Below are 17,995 nucleotides of genomic sequence, written 5' to 3'. Positions count from 1 at the left end.
CCGCTTATTCCAGGTTGACCGACGAGGCCAGCACGTAGCCTTCGTTGCGTACGGTCTTGATCAGCCCGTCCGGGCCGCCGTCGTCGCCCAGCTTGTTGCGCAGGCGGCTGACCTGCAGGTCGATCGCACGATCCTGTGCCTCATAGTTGCGGCCACTGCTGAGCGCGACCAGCTGCTCGCGCGACAGCACCTTGTTGGCGTGGGCGATGAACACCCGCAGCAGGCGGAACTCGGCACCGGACAGCACCACCACGCGGTCATCCGGGTCGACCAGGTGGCGATGCTCCAGGTCGAATACCCAGCGCGAGAAACGCGCGCGGCGTACCGCCAGCGGTTCCAGGTTGGCCGGCAGCGCCTCGGTCCGGCGCAGCACGTTGCGGATGCGCGCCAGCAGTTCACGCGGCTCGAACGGCTTGGCCAGGTAGTCGTCGGCGCCCATTTCCAGGCCCAGCACGCGGTCGATCGGCTCGGCGCGGGCGGTGAGCATGATCACCGGCGTGTTCGAGCGCGCACGCAGGTCGCGGCACAGGGTCAGGCCATCCTCGCGCGGCAGGTTGAGGTCGAGCACGATCAGGTCCACGTGCTCGCGGTCCAGCAGCTGGCGCATGGCGGTGCCATCGGCGGCAGTGCTCACCTGGTAGCCGGCGCGGCCGAGCTGCTCGGCCAGCAGCGTGCGGATGTCGTTGTCGTCGTCGACGATCAGCAGTCGATGCATCGTGTTTTCAGTCTCCATGTCGCGATCATCCCGTGTCGGCAGCTGAACCGCATCCGGGGCAATGCGTACCAGTGTATCCACCCGGGGACGGGATACCTGTGGTTACGCGTATTCACCGACAGTGTTACACACAGACATACCCCGAGGATTGAGCGGTCCATCGTCCGGTCTTCACAATGCCTGCCAACGCCGCCCGCGCGGTCCAGAGAGTGAAGCCACCACGTGACGTTCCGCCTGTTGCCCGCGACCCGCCGGGGTCGCCTGATGCTGATCGCCCTGCTTGCCCTGATCGTCGCCGCCACCGCCTGGTGGCTGCTGCGCAAGCCCGCCGCCCCGGCCGTGGCCACCTCGCCGGTCAGCCGCGGTGACATCGAGCAGACCGTGGACGCGACCGGCGTGATCGATGCCTACAAGCTGGTCAGCGTCGGCGCGCAGGCCTCGGGCCAGATCAAGTCGCTGAAGGTGCAGCTGGGCGATACGGTGAAGGAAGGCGACCTGATCGCCGAGATCGACGCCACCACCCAGCAGAACCAGGTGCTCAACGCGCAGGCCTCGCTGGACCAGGTCACCGCGCAGCGCGCCGTGCAGCAGGCCACCCTGCGCCAGGCCGAACTGGAATTCGCGCGGCAGCAGCAGATGCTGGCCGCCGAGGCCACCTCGCGCCAGGAGTACGATGCCGCCGAGGCACAGCTGAAGACCGCCCGCGCCCAGCTGCAGTCCTATGAGGCACAGATCAAGGGCCGCGAAACCGAGCTGGGCACCGCCCGCGCCAACCTGGCCTACACCCGCATCACCGCGCCGATGGATGGCACCGTGGTGGCGGTGGTGGCCGAAGAAGGCCGCACCGTGAACGCCAACCAGACCGCACCGACCATCGTGATGCTGGCGCGGCTGGACGTGGTCACCGTCAATGCCGAGATCTCCGAAGCCGACGTGGTCAAGATAAAGCCCGGCATGCCGGTGTACTTCACCACCCTGGGCGATCCGGACCGCAAGTATCACGCCACGCTGCGCCAGATCAATCCGGCGCCGGCCTCGATCGCCAACGAAAGCTCCTCCAGCTCCAGCAGTTCGTCCAGTTCCAGTTCCAGCAGCGCGGTCTACTACAACGCGCTGTTCGACGTGGAGAATCCCGACGGCACGCTGCGCATCGACATGACCGCGCAGGTCTCGGTACTGCTCAAGCAGGCCAAGGGCGTGCTGACGGTGCCGGCGGTGGCGCTGGGGCCGAAGCGCCGTGGAAACGAGCGCATGGTGCGGGTGCTGGACGACAAGGGCCAGCCGCAGCCGCGCAAGGTCACGGTGGGCATCAACAATGGCGCCTCCGCCGAGATCCTGTCGGGGTTGAAGGAAGGCGAGCGCGTGGTGGTCGGCGAAGCCAGCGCCGCCGGTGCCGGTGCCAGCGGCGGCAACCGCGGCGGCATGCCGATGCGGGTCGGTGGCCCGGGCATGGGGCGCCGATGAGCACGACGGCGCCGCTGCTGCGCCTGCGCGACCTGCGACGTGAATTCCCGGCCGGCGACGAGGTGATCGCCGTACTGCGCGACGTCAATCTGGACATCCACGCCGGTGAGATGGTGGCCATCGTCGGCCAGTCCGGCTCGGGCAAGTCGACGCTGATGAACATCCTCGGCTGCCTCGACCGCCCCACCCGCGGCAGCTACCAGGTGGCCGGCCGCGAAACCGGACGGATGCAGCCGGACGAACTGGCCGAACTGCGCCGCGAGCATTTCGGCTTCATCTTCCAGCGCTACCACCTGCTCGGCGACCTGGATGCGCGCGGCAACGTGGAGGTGCCGGCGGTGTATGCCGGCAGCCCCGGTGCCGTGCGCAACGCGCGTGCCGAGCAACTGCTGCAGCGCCTGGGCCTGGGTGATCGCATGCATCACAAGCCGGGCCAGCTGTCCGGTGGCCAGCAGCAGCGCGTGTCGATCGCGCGTGCCCTGATGAACGGTGGCGAGGTGATCCTGGCCGACGAGCCGACCGGCGCGCTCGACACGAAATCCGGCGAGGAAGTGATGGCGATCCTCGGCGAGCTGCATGCCGAAGGCCACACCATCATCATCGTCACCCACGACATGAACGTGGCCGAACACGCGCAGCGCATCATCGAGATCCGCGACGGCGAGATCATCGCCGACCGCGCCAATCCGAACGCACCGAGCTACCGCGCACAGCGCGAGGCCAGCACCGGCGTCGCCCACGGCAACAGCTGGCGGGCGGCACGCGACCGCTTCACCGAAGCGTTCCGCATGGCCCTGCTGGCGATGAACGCACATCGGCTGCGCACCTTCCTGACCATGCTCGGCATCATCATCGGCATCGCCTCGGTGGTGTCGGTGGTGGCGCTGGGCAACGGCTCGCAGCAGCAGATCCTGCAGAACATCAGCGCGCTCGGCACCAACACCATCGACGTCTACCCCGGTCGTGGTTTCGGCGACATGCGCTCGGCGCGGGTTCAGACGCTCAAGGCCAGCGATGCCGATGCGCTGGCAAGGCAGAGCTACGTTGACAGTGCCACCCCCAGCGTGTCGACCTCGGTCACCGCGCGCTACCGCAACCAGTCCTCCACCGCGCAGGTCAGCGGCGTTGGCGAGCAGTTCTTCCGGGTCAAGGGCGTGACCCTGCTCAGTGGCAGCTTCTTCGATGCCGACGCGGTGAAGGGCCTGGGCCAGGTGGCGGTGATCGACGAGAACACCCAGACCCAGTTCTTCCCGGATGTCGATCCGGTCGGCCAGGTGATCCTGCTCGGCAACGTGCCGGCGCGCGTGGTGGGCGTGGCCAAGCGGCAGAGCTTCGGTTTCGGTGGCAGCACCAGCCTCAGTGTGTGGGTGCCGTACACCACGGTGATGTCGCGCATGCTCGGCCAGAGCCACGTGTCCAGCATCACCGTGCGCGTGGACGACGACACGCCGATGGATGCGGCGCAGGAGGCAATTACCCGCCTGCTGACCCTGCGCCATGGCACCGAGGACTTCTTCCTCAGCAACAGCGCCGAGATCCGCGAAACCATCGAGCAGACCACGCGCACGATGACCCTGCTGATCGGTGCCATCGCCGCCATCGCACTGCTGGTCGGTGGCATCGGCGTGATGAACATCATGCTGGTGTCAGTCACCGAGCGCACCCGCGAGATCGGGGTGCGCATGGCGGTGGGTGCGCGTCAGAGTGATATCCGCCAGCAGTTCCTGATCGAGGCGGTGCTGGTGTGCCTGCTCGGCGGCGTGCTCGGCATCGGCCTGGCGCTGCTGCTGGGCTCGATGATCGGCCGCTTCGCCAGCGATTTCCAGGTGCTGTTCTCCCCGGCCTCGATCGTTGCGGCGTTCGCCTGCTCGACCCTGATCGGCGTGGCGTTCGGCTTCCTGCCCGCACGCAACGCTGCGCAACTCGATCCGGTGGAGGCCCTGGCCCGCGAATGAAGAAGATGACCCGACTGCCCTTCCCCGCTCCCCGGCACCTGCTGCTGGCCGGTGCCGTTGTACTTGCCCTGTCCGGCTGCGCGTCGGTCGGCCGCTACCCGGTGCATGACCCGGCCGTGGCGGGGCAGTATGGGCGTGGCGATGCCACCCTCAACGCGCCGGCCGACGACCCGCGCAGCAGCCTGGATACACCGGGCCGCGACATCCGCCAGGACACCTGGTGGACCGGCTTCGGCGATGAACGCCTGGACCGCCTGGTGGCGCAGGCGCTGGCCGCCAACAGCGATCTGGCCGCCGCCGGCCTGGCCGTGCAGCGCTCGCGCCTGCAGGCCGGCCTGGCCAGCAACGCGTTGTGGCCGCAGCCTTCGTCCTCCGGCGTGAGCGGCAGCGCCAGCCGCGCCACCGACCAGGCCGACGACTGGCGCCGCAGCTATTCCACCGGCGTCTCGCTGGGCTGGGAAGTGGACCTGTGGGGGCGCCTGAGGACCCAGCGCGACATCGCCCGCTGGGAGGCCGAAGCCAGCGAGGAAGACCGGCAGAACACCGCCCTGCTGGTGATCGGCGACACCATCACCCAGTACTGGAACCTGGCTTACCTCAACCAGTCGATCGCCACCGGCCAGGCCAACCTGGAGCGCCTGGAACGCACCCGGGAACTGGTGCAGGCCCGCTTCGACGCCGGCGCGGTATCGCGCCTGGAAGTGCGCCAGGCGCTGCAGAACCTGCAGTCGCAGCGCTCGGCGCAGAGTGCGCTGGAACAGCAGCGGGTGGAGGTGCGCAACGCGCTGACCGTGCTGCTGGACGGCACGCCGTGGCCGCAGGAGGACGAGCCGCAGGACCTGCTGGGCGCACGCAGTCCGCCCATCGCCGAAGGCCTGCCGACCGACCTGCTCGGCCGCCGGCCCGACCTGCGTGCGGCGGAACTGCGCCTGCGCAACAGCCTGAAGACGATCAAGGTCACTGCCACCCAGTACTACCCGGCGCTGAGCCTGACCGGCAGCCTGGGCTCCAGCGCGACGTCGCTGGGTGATGTGCTGCGCAACCCGGTCGCCACGCTCGGGGCCGGACTGTCGCTTCCCTTCCTCAACCTGCAGCGTGCGCAGCTGGATACCGATATCGCCGGCACCGCCTACCAGATCGCCGCGACCAATTTCCGCAAGACGCTGTACACCGCGCTCTCGGAAGTGGACAACGCACTGTCGGCCCGCGAGCAGCTGGCGCGCCAGGTGGCGGCCTCGCAGGCTTCGTACGACGAAGCAGTGGAAGTGGAGCGCGCGCAGGAAGTGCGTTACCGCGTGGGTGCCACCGACCTGCGCACCTGGCTGGAAGCGCAGCAGACCCGGCGCGACGCAGAGCTGTCGCTGGCGCGTGCGCGCCAGGGCCAGCTGAACAACGACGTGACCCTGTTCAAGGCACTGGGCGGCAGCGCGGGTCGACGCAGGACATGAAAAAGGGGTCAGATTCCTTTTCCCATTGGAAAAGCAATCTGACCCCGATCACATCGCGCTGGCTGGTCAACCGCGCTGGCGCACGGCCTCGAACAGGCTGACGCCGGCGGCGACCGAAACGTTCAGGCTCTCGATTTCGCCCGGCATCGGGATCTTGACCAGGCCATCGCAGTTCTCGCGGGTCAGCCGGCGCAGGCCGTCGGCTTCGCCGCCCAGCACCAGGGCGATGTTGCCCTTCAGGTCCAGCTGGTACAGCGAGGCGGTGGCCTCACCGGCCAGGCCGTAGATCCACACGCCCTGCTTCTGCAGGTCCTTCAGGCAGCGCGACAGGTTGGTCACTGCCACCACCGGGATGAGGTCGGCGGCGCCGGCCGAAGTCTTGCGCACAGTGGCATTGACCGTGGCCGACTTGTCCTTCGGGATGATCACCGCGGTGGCACCGGCGGCCGCGGCCGAGCGCAGGCAGGCGCCGAGGTTGTGCGGGTCCTGCACCTCGTCCAGCACCAGCAGCAGGGCCTTGCCCTCGGCCGCGCTGACCAGGCCTTCCAGCTCGTTCTCACTGTAGGTGCGGGCGGCGGCATAGCGCGCGGCCACGCCCTGGTGCCGCACCGAACCGCCGACACCGTCCAGTGCCTGGGCGTTCACCTTGCGCACGTCGATGCCCTTGCGGCGGGCGTTCTCCTCGATCTCGGTCAGGCGCGGATTCTTCGCACCGGCCTCGACCAGCACTTCGCGGACGTTCTCGGCGTCGTTCTCGATGGAGGAGGCGACGGCGTTGACGCCGACGATCCACTGGCTGTTCTTGCTCATGCGGGCGGGGACCGGAAAGGGGGTGGCTATGGTAGAGCATCGGCAGGCCGGGCGCTGCGACCGGCCGCCCCGCTGTAGCGCCGAGCCCCTGCTCGCCCGGCGGGGGCCGACGAAGCCTGGACCCAGAGCAGCCGAGCGTGGGCTCGGCCTGCAGGTGGATCATCGGCTGCGCGGCGGCCAGTGCGGGGTGTCGTGGTCGGGATGCTGGTGGGACTCGAGGGTGGCCAGGAAATCCAGCGCAGCGAGGTCCTCCTCGGTACGCCGTGCCGGCAGGCGGGCCAGGCTGTCGAGGAACGGCAGCTTGCGCTCGATCCCGTACTGGATCCTCGGCGGCAGGCGCTCGGGTTCGTCAAATGCGCCGGCAGCCACGGCCACGCCATCAGGCGCCTCGTAGGTCAACGGCGTGCCGCAGTCGCCGCAGAAGCCACGGCGGACCAGGTTGGATGACTGGAAATGGCGCGGCTGGCCGCGGGTCCAGCTGAACTGCACGCCGCGCACCGACACCAGCGGCGCGTAGTAGGCGCCGAAGGCCTTCTGGCACATGCGGCAGTGGCAGATCGAGCTGTCGGTCAGCGCGCCGCGCACGTGGAAGCGGATCGCGCCGCACTGGCAGCCACCGCTGTATTCGGGTTGGCCCTGCATGCGATGTCTCCTGGTGGTGCCGGCCGCTGGCCGGCAACCCGTCGGTGCCGAGGGTGCCATGGATGCCGGCCAGCGGCCGGCACTACCACGGTCATCAATATTTCTCTTTCTTCCGCTTGGCCGGCTTGCCACGCTCGGGCAGCGGCGGCAGGCTTTCGCCCTCGTCCTCATCCTTGTGTTCGACCAGGCGGAAGTCGATCTTGCGCTCTTCCATGCTGGCCTTCAGCACCAGGATGCGTACGCGGTCGCCCAGCCGGTAGCTGCTGCCGCGGCGCTCGCCGGTCAGCGTCTTGCGGGTCGCGTCGAACTTGTAATAGTCCTGCGGCAGCTGGGTGACATGCACCAGGCCCTGCACCTTCGACTCGTCCAGCTCCACGAACAGGCCGAAGCTGGTCACGCCGCTGATCACGCCGTCGAACTGGCCGCCGACGTGCTTTTCCATCCACGCCGCGCGGTAACGCTCGTCGACCTCGCGCTCGGCTTCGTCGGCACGGCGCTCGCGCTCGGAGCACTGCAGCGCCAGCGCGGCCATCTCGCGGGCGTTGTAGGTGAACTTGTCCAGTGGCTTGCCGGACAGCGCATGCTTGATCGCGCGGTGCACCAGCAGGTCGGGGTAGCGGCGGATCGGCGAAGTGAAGTGCGCGTACGCCTCCAGCGCCAGGCCGAAGTGGCCGTGGTTCTCCGGGCTGTAGATGGCCAGGCTCTGGCTGCGCAGCAGCACCGACTCCAGCAGCGTGGCATCGGGGCGGTCACGGATCTTCTTCAGCAGCTTGGTGTAATCGCCCGGGCGCACCTTCGACCACGGCGGCAGGCTCAGCTTGAACTCCTTGAGGAACTCGAGCAGGTCGGCGTACTTGGTTTCCGGTGGTTTCTCGTGGATGCGGTACGGCGCCGGCACGTGGCGCGACAGCAGGTATTTCGCCGCCTCGACGTTGGCCGCGATCATGCATTCCTCAATCAGCTTGTGCGCGTCGTTGCGCACCAGCATGCCGGCTTGGGTGACTTCACCGCGATTGTCCAGCACGAAGCGCACTTCGCTGCTTTCGAATTCGATGGCGCCGCGCTTGGCGCGCGCCTTCGACAGCACCTTGTACAGCTGGTGCAGGCGCTGCACGTGCGGCAACAGATCCCCCATCCAGGCCTGGGTCTCGGCATCGTCCTCGCCCACCGCCTTCCACACCTGGGTGTAGGTCAGGCGCGCGTGCGAGTTCATCACGGCTTCGTAGAAGCGCGAATGCGTGACCAGGCCATCGCGGTCGATCTGCATGTCGCAGACGAAACACATGCGGTCCACCTTCGGCATCAGCGAGCAGATGCCGTTGGACAGCGTCTCCGGCAGCATCGGCACCACGAAGCCCGGGAAGTACACCGAGGTGGCACGCTTCTGCGCCTCTTCGTCCAGCGGCGTGCCGGGGCGGACGTAATTGGAGACATCGGCAATCGCCACCACCAGGCGGAAGCCATCGGCATTCGGCTCGCAGTACACCGCGTCGTCGAAGTCCTTGGCATCTTCACCGTCGATGGTGACCAGCGGCGTGCTGCGCAGGTCGACGCGGTCGCCGATCATCGCCGGCTCGACCACCAGCGGCACCGAGGCGGCTTCGTCCAGCACCTCCTGCGGGAACTCGAACGGCAGTTCATGGCCGTGGATGGCGGTTTCCACCACCAGCGAAGCGGTCAGCTTGTCGCCGAGCACGGCAATGATGCGGCCGATCGGCGGACGGCGGCTGTCCGGTGCCTGGGTAAGTTCGCAGACCACCAGCTGGCCATCGCGCGCGCCGCCGGTCTGGTCCGGCGGCACCTGCACGTTGCGCTGCACGCGCTTGTCGTCAGGCACCACGTAATTGATGCCCATCTCGACACTGAAACGGCCGATCAGGCGGGTCATGCCGCGCTCCAGCACGCGGGCGATGCTGCCTTCGCGGCGGCCACGGTGGTCAATGCCGGTCACGCGGGCCAGCACCTTGTCACCGTGCATGACCTTGCGCATTTCATACGGCGGCAGGAACAGGTCGTCGCCGCCCTCGACCGGACGCAGGAAACCGAATCCTTCCGGGTTGGCGATCACCACGCCGGTGACCAGGTTCAGGGTCTGGATCGGGGCGAAGCCGCCCCGGCGGTTCTGCACCAGCTGGCCATCGCGGACCATGGCGCCGAGCCGGCGCGACAGTGCTTCGGCACGGTCCGGGGCGGTCAGGCCCAGGCGTGCGCCCAGTTCCTCTGCCGTCTGCGGCCCCTCGCAACGCTCCAGCAGGGCCAGGATGGCCTCGCGGCTGGCGATGGGCTGTTCGTACTTCTCGGCTTCGCGTGCGGCATAGGGATCGTCGATCACCTTGCCGGCCGGCGGCAGCTTGCGGCCCGGGGCCGGGCCGGGTGCCGCGGCGTCGGCGCCTCGGGCCTTGCGGCCGCGCGGCGGTGCGCTGCCTTCATTCAATTCGGGAAACCAGCCCGGCAATGGCTTGCCCGGCTTGGTGGTGCGGGCTGCGCCCGCCTTGGCGCCCTTGTTCGGGGCCTGGCCGCGGGATGGCTTCCCGCCCTTGCTTGGTTTTTTGGTAGTCATCGCCCTACATGGTAGCCGCTGGCGGCGTGCAGAACGGGTCAGCGGTCGCCTTCAGGCGATCGTGTCAAAAATATTCAGGAAGTCGTTGACAGCCTGCGAATTCATCTTCACAATTGCGCCTCTGGAACGCCCAGGTGGCGGAATTGGTAGACGCACTAGTTTCAGGTACTAGCGGGTAAAACCGTGGAGGTTCGAGTCCTCTCCTGGGCACCAACGAAAAAACTCCTCGCTTCGGCGGGGATTTTTTTTGCCTGTGATCCGGCAGCAGGTCGGATCCCTTTCCAGAGGAAAGGGCTCAGACTCCAAGCGAGTGGGATGGGGTCATAGCCCATCCCGCAGGCGAAACGGGGTCCACCCCCAGGCCCACGAAAAGTGTTGACACCCCCGTCACGGCACCCCATAATCTCGCTCCTCGACGCCCAGGTGGCGGAATTGGTAGACGCACTAGTTTCAGGTACTAGCGGGTAAAACCGTGGAGGTTCGAGTCCTCTCCTGGGCACCACGTCGAGAATGAGAAAAACCCGCGAAAGCGGGTTTTTTCATGCCCGGAATCCGGCATCAGAACAACGGCCGCAGCACCAGCTCCAGCCCGAGCAGCAGCAGGAACCCCAGGAAGCAGGCGCGGAACACGCGTGCGCTGATCCGCTGCCGGATCAGTTGCCCCAGCCACATGCCCAGCAACGCCGGCAGCACGGCCAGTGCACTCAGGCCCAGTTGCTGGATACCGAATGCACCGTGCAGCACCAGTCCGGCGGTCAGCGATATCGTCGACACGGTGAACGCCAGCCCCAGCGCCTGCACCAGTTCGTCGCGCTGCAGCCCGAGCGACTGCAGGTACGGCACTGCCGGCATCACGAACACGCCGGTGGCCCCGGTCACCACGCCCGACAGTGCCCCCACCAGCGGCCCCAGCCAGCGCTCGCGTCGCTGCGGCACGCGGAACACCGGCGCAAGCAGCGCATAGGCGGCATAGACCACCAGCGCCACGCCGAGTGCAATGCGCGATGCGGTGCGATCGACCCGCACCAGCAGCGCCGCTGAACCCAGCGTCACCCCCACCACCGCCAGCATCATCGGCCACAGTCGGCGCACGATGCGACCCAGCGACGGTCCGGACAACAGCTGCCATGCATTGGTGACGAAGGTCGGAATGAACAGCATCGACGCCGCCGCCACCGGTGACAGGGTGCTGCCCAGCAGGCCCATCGCCACCGTCGGCAACCCCATCCCTGTCACGCCCTTGACCACGCCGGCCAGCACGAACACCACCACCAGCAACAGATAGAAGTACGTCGATTCATTCATGCCGTCATTGGATCGGGCCGTTGCCAGGCGCACAATGCGGTCTTCCCGGCCTCGCCTTCGGCTGATCCGAAGGCTCAGCTGTTGCGATGAGGGCACCCCCATGCGGATGGATATCGCCGACCTGCGCCTGTTCCTTGCGATCGCCGAGGCCGGCAGCATCACGGCCGGCGCAGCGCAGGCGAACCTGGCACTGGCTTCGGCCAGCGAGCGCCTGCGCACGATCGAAACGGACGCCGGCACCGCGCTGTTGAACCGGCATCCGCGCGGCGTCAGCCTCACCGAAGCCGGTGCCGCCCTCGCCCACCATGCACGCCTGATCCTGCAGCAGCAGGCGCAGCTGCGCGGTGAACTGCAGGCGTTCGCGCAGGGTGCGCGCGGCACCCTGCACCTGTATGCCAACACCGCCGCGCTGACCAACTACCTGCCCTCGCGGCTCGCGCCGTGGCTGGCCGAGCGCCCACGCCTGCACGTGGAACTGCTGGAGCGCACCAGCCCCGAGGTCGTGCGTGCGATCAACGCGGGCCAGGCCGAGGCCGGCATCATCAGCGATGCGGTCGACGCTGCCGGCCTGCAGCAACACGTGGTCGCCGAAGATCCCCTGGTGATGCTGCTGCCTGCCGACCACCGCTTCGCGACCCGGCGCAGCCTGGCTTTTGCCGAGGTTGCCGGAGAGACCTTCGTTGCCCTGGCCGATGGCAATGCACTGCAGACCTACATCGAAGACCGGGCGCTCGACATCGGGCGCCGGCTGGACGTGCGCATCCGCATGAAGACCTTCGAAGGCGTGTGCATCATGGTCGGCCACGGCATCGGTGTCGGTATCGTGCCGCGGACCATCGCCCGACAGCATCGGCGCAGCACGCGCGCCGTCGGCGTAGCGCTCTCCGATGCATGGGCACAACGCCGCCTGTGCGCCTGTTTTGCCGAGTGGGCGCAGCTGTCACCGGCGATGCGCAGCCTGCTGCTGCACCTGGGCGTGCAGCCGCAGAAAAAAGCGTGAAATGTTGTTGACACATCTGCTGTGGTCCCGCACAATTCACCTCCTGAGTCGCCCAGGTGGCGGAATTGGTAGACGCACTAGTTTCAGGTACTAGCGGGTAAAACCGTGGAGGTTCGAGTCCTCTCCTGGGCACCACGACTCAAGATGATCAAACCCGCGAAAGCGGGTTTTTTCGTTTCCGGGGCCAGGGAATCCACACGCCCCGAGATCCATCCACGCATGGCGTGGATCCCCCAAAAGAAAAACCCCGCCTTGCGGCGGGGTTTCTGCGTTTCAACGGCACGGATCGATCAATGCCCACCGGCCGAAGCGGCACCGGCACCCGCCCCAAACGGCGGCTTGGCCAGCCACAGGAAGGTGATGATCGCCAGGAAGATCCAGCCGAGCAGGAAGAAGATGTCATTGAAGCCCATCTGCGACGCCTGGTGGTTGATCATGTTGTTCAGTACCGCCGCACCGTGCTGCAGGTCGCCCTGCCCCATCGCGGTGACCTGGTCCTGCATACCGGGCTGATAGGCCGAGATGTGTTCGGTCAGGTCGGCATGGTGCACCTGGGTACGCCGCGCCCACAGCCACGTCGTCAGCGAGGCCGCGAAGCTGCCGCCCAGCGTACGCAGGAACGTGGCCAGGCCCGAGCCCGCGGCGATCTCGCGCCCGTCCAGGTCGGACAGCAGGATCTGCAGCACCGGCATGAAGAACAGTGCCACGCCGATGCCCATGATCAGCTGCACGCCGGCCACGTGCATGTAGTCCACCTGCAGGTTGAAGTTCGAGCGCAGGAAACTGGTCATCGACAGCACGATGAAGGCGATCGTGGCCAGCATGCGCATGTCGAAGCGCGACGCATACTTGCCCACGAACGGGGTCATGATCACCGGCAGGATGCCGATCGGCGCCGTTGCCAGGCCCGCCCAGATCGCGGTGTAGCCCATGTCACGCTGCAGCCACTGCGGGATCAGCAGCGCCACGCTGAAGAACGCCGCGTAGGCCACCACCATCGCCAGCGTGCCGGCGCGGAAGTTGCGGTGCCGGAACAGCTTCAGGTCGACAATCGGATCCTTGTCGGTCAGCTCCCAGATCAGGAACACCGTCAGCGTCACCACGGCCACGCAGGCCAGCACCACGATCTTCATCGACGAGAACCAGTCCTCGTCGTTGCCCAGGTCGAGCACCAGCTGCAAGGCACCGACACCGATCACCAGGGTGACCAGGCCGACGTAGTCCATCTTCGGCTTCTCGATCTGCTCCGGGCGCCCCTTCAGCTGGTTGCCCACCACCAGCGCGGCGAAGATGCCCAGCGGCACGTTGATCAGGAAGATCCATTCCCAGCTGTAGTTGTCGGTGATCCAGCCACCGAGGATCGGCCCGCAGATCGGCGCCACCACCGTGATCATCGCCAGCAGCGCCAGCGCCTGCCCGCGCTTCTCGCGCGGATAGATCGAGACCAGCAGCGACTGCGTGATCGGGTACATCGGGCCGGCCACGAAGCCCTGCAGCGCACGCGACAGCACCAGCATGCCCATGCTCTGCGCCAGGCCGCACAGCAGCGAGGTGATGACGAAGGCCAGCGTGGCCCAGACGAACAGCTTGCGTTCGCCGAAGCGGCGGCTGAGCCAGCCGGTCAGCGGCAGCGCGATGGCCGTGCTGACCGCGAACGAGGTGATCACCCAGGTCGCCTGCTGCGAGCTGGCCCCCAGGTTGCCGGCGATGGTCGGCAGCGAAACGTTGGCGATGGTGGTGTCGAGCACCTGCATGAACGACGCCATCGCCAGGCCCACGGTGCACAGGGCCACGCTGGGCGGCAGGAACCCGGAGGCCGCACCCGGCGCCGCCGGTGCACCCGGAGCGCCGGGTGCGGCTGGAGCTTGTGCGGACATGGCGACCTCAGCCCACCTTTGCCTGTTGCTGCGGCAGGTTGCCCTGGATGATCGTGTGGATCACCTCGTCGGCATCATGCAGCTGCTTGGCGTACACGTCGGTATCGAACACGGTGCCCTTGGCCGGGGCGCTGGGCAGCACTTCGCCCTTCTGGTCGCGCAGGCTCACTTCGGCCTTCATCGACAGGCCGATGCGCAGCGGGTGCTCGGCCAGCTGCTTGGCATCGATGGCGATGCGCACCGGCACGCGTTGCACGATCTTGATCCAGTTGCCGCTGGCGTTCTGCGCCGGCAGCAGCGAGAACGCCGAGCCGGTACCCAGGCCCAGGCTCTGGATGCGGCCCTTGTACTTCACGTCACCCGCGTACAGGTCCGACTTCAGCTCCACTTCCTGGCCCAGGCGCATGTGGCGCAGCTGGGTTTCCTTGAAGTTGGCCTCGACCCACATCTGCTCGGTCGGCACCACCGCCATCAGCGCATTGCCCGGCTGCACGCGCTGGCCGACCTGCACCGAACGACGGGCAACGTAGCCGGTGACCGGCGCGACGATGCCGGCGCGGGCGTTGTTGAGGAAGGCCTGGCGCAGCTGCGCGGCGGCCGCCTGCACATCCGGCTGGGTGGCGATCACGGTGTCGTCGACCAGCGCGCGGTTGCGCTCGACGGTCTCGCGCGAACCGGCCACGGCCGCTTCGGCAGCGGCCAGCTCATCGCGGGCGTGGGCCAGTTCTTCGTTGGAGATGGCGCCGGTGGCGGCCAGGTCCTTGCGGCGGGCGAAGTCTTCGCGCACGCGCTTCAGGGTCACCTGGCGGGCATTCAAGTCCGCCTGCGCGCCTTCCACGCTGCGGTACAGGCCACGGGTCTGGCGCACGGTCTTGGCCAGGTTGGCCTCGGCCTGCTGCAGCGCCACCGAGGTGTCGGACGGGTCCAGCTGCACCAGCAGCTGGCCGCGCTCCACGCGCATGCCGTCATCGGCGTTGATGGCGACCACGGTACCGGCCACCAGCGGGGTGATCTGCACCAGGTTGCCCTGCACGTAGGCATCGTCGGTTTCTTCGAACCAACGGCCGAACATGAAGTACCACAGCGCCAGTGCGGCAAGCAGCAGCACGACGATCACGAACAGGCCGCGCAGCAGGTTGCCGCGGCGGTTGGGGGCGGCCGGGGCCGCAGTGTCTTGGGTCTGGCTCATGGCGGAAGTCTTCAGGAATGCGAGGATTCGGAACGGGAGGCGATCGGGGCGCGGTCGGCGTCAGTGGGCACGAAACCACCGCCCAGCGCCTTGCTCAGGCGCACCGACGTCTGTACCTGCTGCGACTGCAGGCCGGCCAGCTGCTGTTGCGACTGCAGCAGGGTGGACTGCGCGCTCAGAACGTCCAGGTAGCTGCCGATGCCGGCACGGTAGCGCTGCTGGGCCAGGTCGAAGGCAGCGCGTGCGGTGTCCACCGCCTGCTGCTGCGACTGCGCCTGCTGTGCCAGCGAGCGCACCGCGTTGACCTGGTCGGCCACATCGCGCAGCGCATCGAGCACGGTCTGGTTGTAGTTGGCCACCGCCAGGTCGTACTGCGCGTCGGTGTTGGCCAGGTTGGCGCGCAGCTTGCCGCCTTCGAAGATCGGCAGGCTCAGCGCCGGGCCGATGTAGGCGAAGGTGGAGCTGCTCTTCAGCAGGTCGCCCACGTTCGGGGCGACCACGCCAGCCAGCGCGGTCAGGTTGAAGCTTGGGTAGAACTTGGTCTTGGCGACCTTGATCTGCTTGTCGGCCGCTTCAACACGCCAGCGTGCGGCCACGATGTCGGGCCGACGGCCCAGCAGTTCGCTGGGCAGCACGCCCGGCAGCTGCAGCGCCAGCGGGTTCAGCGGCTGCGGGCGCTGGATCGACAGGCCGCGGTCCGGACCCTTGCCGACCAGCGCGGCCAGCGCGGTGCGCGCCGCATCGATGCGCTGCTGCGCCGCCTGCACCTGCTGCTGGGCGGCCGGCACGCGGGCCTCGGCCTGGCGCACCTGCAGGTCACTGTCGATGCCGGCGCGGCGGCGCTGGCGGGTCAGTTCCAATGACTTCTGCGAGCGGCCCAGCTCTTCCTCAGCCACGTCGTTGAGCTGCCACGCGTAGGCCAGGTCGGCATAGGCCTGGGTGATGCCGGTGGACAGGTTCAGGCGCGCGGCCTGCGCTTCAACGGTGGCGGCGTGCGCGCCGTCCACCGCCGCTTCCCAGGCGGCACGCTTGCCGCCCCACAGGTCCACGCCGTAGCTGAAGTCGAAGGCGACCTGGCTGCTGCCGCCATAGCGGCCGCCCATCTCGCTGCCGACCATCGACTCGGGCAGGCGCAGGCCGGTGTAGCCGCCGGACACCGACAGGCTGGGCAGCTCGTCGGCGCGCGCGGTACCGACCTGGGCCTGGGCCTGGCGCAGGCGCGCGTCGGCGGCGTCCAGGCTCGGATGACCGGCCAGGCCTTCGGCGACCAGTGCGTCCAGCTGCGCATCGCCCAGTGCCTTCCACCAGTCCTGCGCCGGGAAGCCGGTGGCGCTCAGGTCGGTGTCGGCCAGGGTGCGTTCGCTGTGCAGGCTGTCCACGTCAAGCACGTGGCCCTGCGGGTTGAGGCCACGACTGCTTGCGCAGGCGGCCAGGGCCAGCGCCAGCGCTGACACCAGCAGCGCGCGCCCGGACCGGCGGAAAGTGGAATGCGGGATCGGGTTCATGGGGTCGTCAGTGAATCGCGGATTCGGGTAAGGAGGGACAGCAGCAGCGTGCGCTCGGCGGCGGAAAGATCACGCAGCGCGTAATCCATCACCGCGTCGCCGCGCAGCTTCAGCCGCGCCCACAACGCACGGCCTTCGTCGGTCAGCACGATCTGCAGCGCCCGCCGGTCCTGCGCATGCGCCTCGCGGCGGACGCAGCCCAGCGCCTCCAGCTTGTCCAGCAGGCGGGTCACCGCGCTGGGCACCTGGTCGATGGCCTGGGCCAGTTCGTTGGCGGTGCAGGGCGCCATGTGGGAAAGCACCTTCAACCCGATGTAATGGGTGAAGCCGATTCCCAGATCTTCTTCCGCCATGGACGCGTCGAGCTGGCGCACCAGGCCGTCGCGCACCTGGCGCAGCAGCAGGCCGAAGCTGGGGGGAGTGGTTGCAGGACAGATCATGGGGGAGCATTCTCTTCCAAAAAAAATATTTCTCAATGGAAATATTCGATCTGGCATCGAATGCTGTGTTGCAGCAGCGGGCTCGATCAGTGAAGGCGCCTACCTTAATGATCTGGTCAGGTGGCCCGGTAGTACAATCCAGCCAATGGATGTCACATTTCAGCCAGCGGACATGATGAACAAGGCAGAAATTCAGGTTCCCAAACGCCTGCTCAGGGATGAGGCACTGGACTGGTTCGAGCGCAACGACGGCCCGCCGGTCATCGCCTTCCGCTTCGACAGCCAGCAGGGCCTGGCCCGTGAGGTCGACTGGCACCACCACGAGCGCGCCCAGCTGATCTGCGTCGAACGCGGCCTGCTGACCACCCGCACCTCGCATGGCACCTGGTCGCTGGCGCCGGGCTCGGCTGGCTGGATGCCGCCGCTGGAGCCCCATACGGTCACGCTCGACGGCCCGCTGCGCGGCTGGGGCATGGCATTGGCCGCGCCCGCCTGCGCCACCCTGCCTGCCGATCCGTGCGTGCTGGGACTGTCCAAACTGGCGCAGGCGCTGGCCGACCGCATCTGCGAATGGCCGCTGGGCGATGCCACCACGCCCGAGCGCCAGCACATCATCGACGTGCTGCTGGACGAGATCCGCGCCGCGCCGCGCCAGCGCATGCACCTGCCGATGCCGCACGACCGGCGCCTGCTGAAGATCGCCTCGCAGCTGCTGGCCGATCCGTCCGACGAACGCAGCCTGGCCGAATGGGCGCATTGGGCCGGCCTGTCGCCGCGCAGCCTGACCCGCCACTTCCGCGATGAGACCACGCTCAGCTTCGCCCAGTGGCGGCAGCAGGCACGCCTGGCCGAGGCCCTGCGCCAGCTGACCGACGGCCGCAGCGTGGCCGACATCGCCCATGCGCTGGGCTTCAGCAGCGCCAGCGCCTTCGTCACCGTGTTCCGCCGCCACTTCGGGCTGCCCCCCGGGCGCTACCTGGCGCGGGCCGGGCACGGCCTGGAAACCGGGCTGGACCCTGCACGCGGCTTGGCATCCCCCGCCGCATCCGGATAATCACAGGATTGCGAGCGGCGACCGCCGTCGC

At 67.9% G+C, this 17,995-nt stretch carries 14 protein-coding genes and 3 tRNA genes; 8 read left to right on the top strand and 9 right to left on the bottom strand.

Features of this window, described 5'->3' with window-relative positions; genetic code table 11:
- Positions 1-4 precede the first annotated feature (4 nt).
- Positions 5-733 (bottom strand): response regulator, encoded by a 729-nt coding sequence (locus AC5P9I_RS10750; RefSeq protein ID WP_005408779.1) that lies wholly within the window; start codon positions 731-733, stop codon positions 5-7.
- A 204-nt stretch (positions 734-937) separates the two neighbouring features.
- On the opposite strand from AC5P9I_RS10750, the gene AC5P9I_RS10745 reads away from it, so the two are divergent.
- Genes AC5P9I_RS10745 through AC5P9I_RS10735 form a run of 3 tightly spaced genes read left to right on the top strand, consistent with a single transcriptional unit; the run spans position 938 to position 5,582 of the window.
- Positions 938-2,179, top strand: a complete 1,242-nt coding sequence (locus AC5P9I_RS10745) for an efflux RND transporter periplasmic adaptor subunit (RefSeq protein ID WP_049467004.1) — start codon at positions 938-940, stop codon at positions 2,177-2,179.
- Positions 2,176-4,134: a MacB family efflux pump subunit gene (locus AC5P9I_RS10740; RefSeq protein ID WP_049467006.1), complete on the top strand. Its 1,959-nt coding sequence runs from the start codon at positions 2,176-2,178 to the stop codon at positions 4,132-4,134. Before AC5P9I_RS10745 ends, AC5P9I_RS10740 begins: the two co-directional genes overlap by 4 nt.
- Positions 4,131-5,582 (top strand): efflux transporter outer membrane subunit, encoded by a 1,452-nt coding sequence (locus AC5P9I_RS10735; protein ID WP_049467008.1) that lies wholly within the window; start codon positions 4,131-4,133, stop codon positions 5,580-5,582. The genes AC5P9I_RS10740 and AC5P9I_RS10735 overlap by 4 nt, the downstream gene beginning before the upstream one ends.
- Positions 5,583-5,648: 66 nt before the next feature.
- Here AC5P9I_RS10735 and rlmB read toward each other — a convergent pair whose 3' ends face one another.
- From rlmB to rnr, 3 genes are all read right to left on the bottom strand, one after another.
- Entirely contained in the window at positions 5,649-6,392 is a 744-nt protein-coding gene (rlmB, locus tag AC5P9I_RS10730; protein ID WP_049467010.1) for a 23S rRNA (guanosine(2251)-2'-O)-methyltransferase RlmB, read from the bottom strand.
- A 159-nt stretch (positions 6,393-6,551) separates the two neighbouring features.
- Entirely contained in the window at positions 6,552-7,034 is a 483-nt protein-coding gene (locus tag AC5P9I_RS10725; RefSeq protein WP_049467012.1) for a GFA family protein, read from the bottom strand.
- Between the two features lie 94 nt (positions 7,035-7,128).
- A complete protein-coding gene (rnr, locus tag AC5P9I_RS10720) occupies positions 7,129-9,594 on the bottom strand; it encodes a ribonuclease R (RefSeq protein ID WP_049467013.1) in 2,466 nt (821 codons plus the stop codon).
- Positions 9,595-9,722: 128 nt separating this feature from the next.
- Between rnr and AC5P9I_RS10715 the strand changes: the two genes are divergently transcribed.
- Together AC5P9I_RS10715 and AC5P9I_RS10710 are read left to right on the top strand one after the other, a co-directional pair.
- Positions 9,723-9,807, top strand: a tRNA-Leu gene (locus AC5P9I_RS10715).
- A gap of 204 nt (positions 9,808-10,011) precedes the next feature.
- Positions 10,012-10,096, top strand: a tRNA-Leu gene (locus tag AC5P9I_RS10710).
- Between the two features lie 56 nt (positions 10,097-10,152).
- Here the strand turns inward: AC5P9I_RS10710 and AC5P9I_RS10705 are convergent.
- Entirely contained in the window at positions 10,153-10,899 is a 747-nt protein-coding gene (locus tag AC5P9I_RS10705) for a sulfite exporter TauE/SafE family protein (RefSeq protein WP_049470799.1), read from the bottom strand.
- Between the two features lie 100 nt (positions 10,900-10,999).
- Here AC5P9I_RS10705 and AC5P9I_RS10700 point away from each other — a divergent pair, with 100 nt between their 5' ends.
- Positions 11,000-11,899, top strand: a complete 900-nt coding sequence (locus tag AC5P9I_RS10700) for a LysR family transcriptional regulator (RefSeq protein WP_088475795.1) — start codon at positions 11,000-11,002, stop codon at positions 11,897-11,899.
- A gap of 50 nt (positions 11,900-11,949) precedes the next feature.
- Positions 11,950-12,034 (top strand) — tRNA-Leu (locus AC5P9I_RS10695).
- A 155-nt stretch (positions 12,035-12,189) separates the two neighbouring features.
- Here the strand turns inward: AC5P9I_RS10695 and emrB are convergent.
- The 4 genes from emrB to emrR are packed head-to-tail and all read right to left on the bottom strand — an operon-like array spanning position 12,190 to position 16,910.
- Positions 12,190-13,776: a multidrug efflux MFS transporter permease subunit EmrB gene (emrB, locus tag AC5P9I_RS10690; RefSeq protein ID WP_049464943.1), complete on the bottom strand. Its 1,587-nt coding sequence runs from the start codon at positions 13,774-13,776 to the stop codon at positions 12,190-12,192.
- A 7-nt stretch (positions 13,777-13,783) separates the two neighbouring features.
- Positions 13,784-14,965 carry a multidrug efflux MFS transporter periplasmic adaptor subunit EmrA gene (gene emrA / locus AC5P9I_RS10685; RefSeq protein ID WP_049464945.1) on the bottom strand — a complete coding sequence of 394 codons (1,182 nt, stop codon included), beginning with the start codon at positions 14,963-14,965 and terminating at the stop codon, positions 13,784-13,786.
- Positions 14,966-14,976: 11 nt separating this feature from the next.
- Positions 14,977-16,470, bottom strand: a complete 1,494-nt coding sequence (emrC, locus tag AC5P9I_RS10680) for a multidrug efflux transporter outer membrane subunit EmrC (RefSeq protein WP_049464947.1) — start codon at positions 16,468-16,470, stop codon at positions 14,977-14,979.
- Positions 16,467-16,910 (bottom strand): multidrug efflux system transcriptional regulator EmrR, encoded by a 444-nt coding sequence (gene emrR, locus AC5P9I_RS10675; protein WP_049464950.1) that lies wholly within the window; start codon positions 16,908-16,910, stop codon positions 16,467-16,469. The genes emrC and emrR overlap by 4 nt, the downstream gene beginning before the upstream one ends.
- Before the next feature lie 172 nt (positions 16,911-17,082).
- On the opposite strand from emrR, the gene AC5P9I_RS10670 reads away from it, so the two are divergent.
- Positions 17,083-17,964, top strand: a complete 882-nt coding sequence (locus AC5P9I_RS10670) for a helix-turn-helix domain-containing protein (RefSeq protein WP_049464952.1) — start codon at positions 17,083-17,085, stop codon at positions 17,962-17,964.
- Positions 17,965-17,995 lie beyond the last annotated feature (31 nt).

The sequence above is a fragment of the Stenotrophomonas sp. YJH_SMC_29 genome (assembly GCF_059371235.1).
This window is presented reverse-complemented; position numbering and strand designations above follow the sequence as displayed.

Coding starts and splice junctions, on each gene's coding strand:
- AC5P9I_RS10740 (WP_049467006.1), top strand. CDS start 2,176: ATGAGCACGACGGCGCCGCTGCTGCGCCTGCGCGACCTGCGACGTGAA.
- rnr (WP_049467013.1), bottom strand. CDS start 9,594: ATGACTACCAAAAAACCAAGCAAGGGCGGGAAGCCATCCCGCGGCCAG.
- AC5P9I_RS10750 (WP_005408779.1), bottom strand. CDS start 733: ATGGAGACTGAAAACACGATGCATCGACTGCTGATCGTCGACGACGAC.
- emrA (WP_049464945.1), bottom strand. CDS start 14,965: ATGAGCCAGACCCAAGACACTGCGGCCCCGGCCGCCCCCAACCGCCGC.
- emrC (WP_049464947.1), bottom strand. CDS start 16,470: ATGAACCCGATCCCGCATTCCACTTTCCGCCGGTCCGGGCGCGCGCTG.
- rlmB (WP_049467010.1), bottom strand. CDS start 6,392: ATGAGCAAGAACAGCCAGTGGATCGTCGGCGTCAACGCCGTCGCCTCC.
- AC5P9I_RS10705 (WP_049470799.1), bottom strand. CDS start 10,899: ATGAATGAATCGACGTACTTCTATCTGTTGCTGGTGGTGGTGTTCGTG.
- AC5P9I_RS10725 (WP_049467012.1), bottom strand. CDS start 7,034: ATGCAGGGCCAACCCGAATACAGCGGTGGCTGCCAGTGCGGCGCGATC.
- AC5P9I_RS10735 (WP_049467008.1), top strand. CDS start 4,131: ATGAAGAAGATGACCCGACTGCCCTTCCCCGCTCCCCGGCACCTGCTG.
- emrB (WP_049464943.1), bottom strand. CDS start 13,776: ATGTCCGCACAAGCTCCAGCCGCACCCGGCGCTCCGGGTGCACCGGCG.
- AC5P9I_RS10700 (WP_088475795.1), top strand. CDS start 11,000: ATGCGGATGGATATCGCCGACCTGCGCCTGTTCCTTGCGATCGCCGAG.
- AC5P9I_RS10670 (WP_049464952.1), top strand. CDS start 17,083: ATGATGAACAAGGCAGAAATTCAGGTTCCCAAACGCCTGCTCAGGGAT.
- emrR (WP_049464950.1), bottom strand. CDS start 16,910: ATGATCTGTCCTGCAACCACTCCCCCCAGCTTCGGCCTGCTGCTGCGC.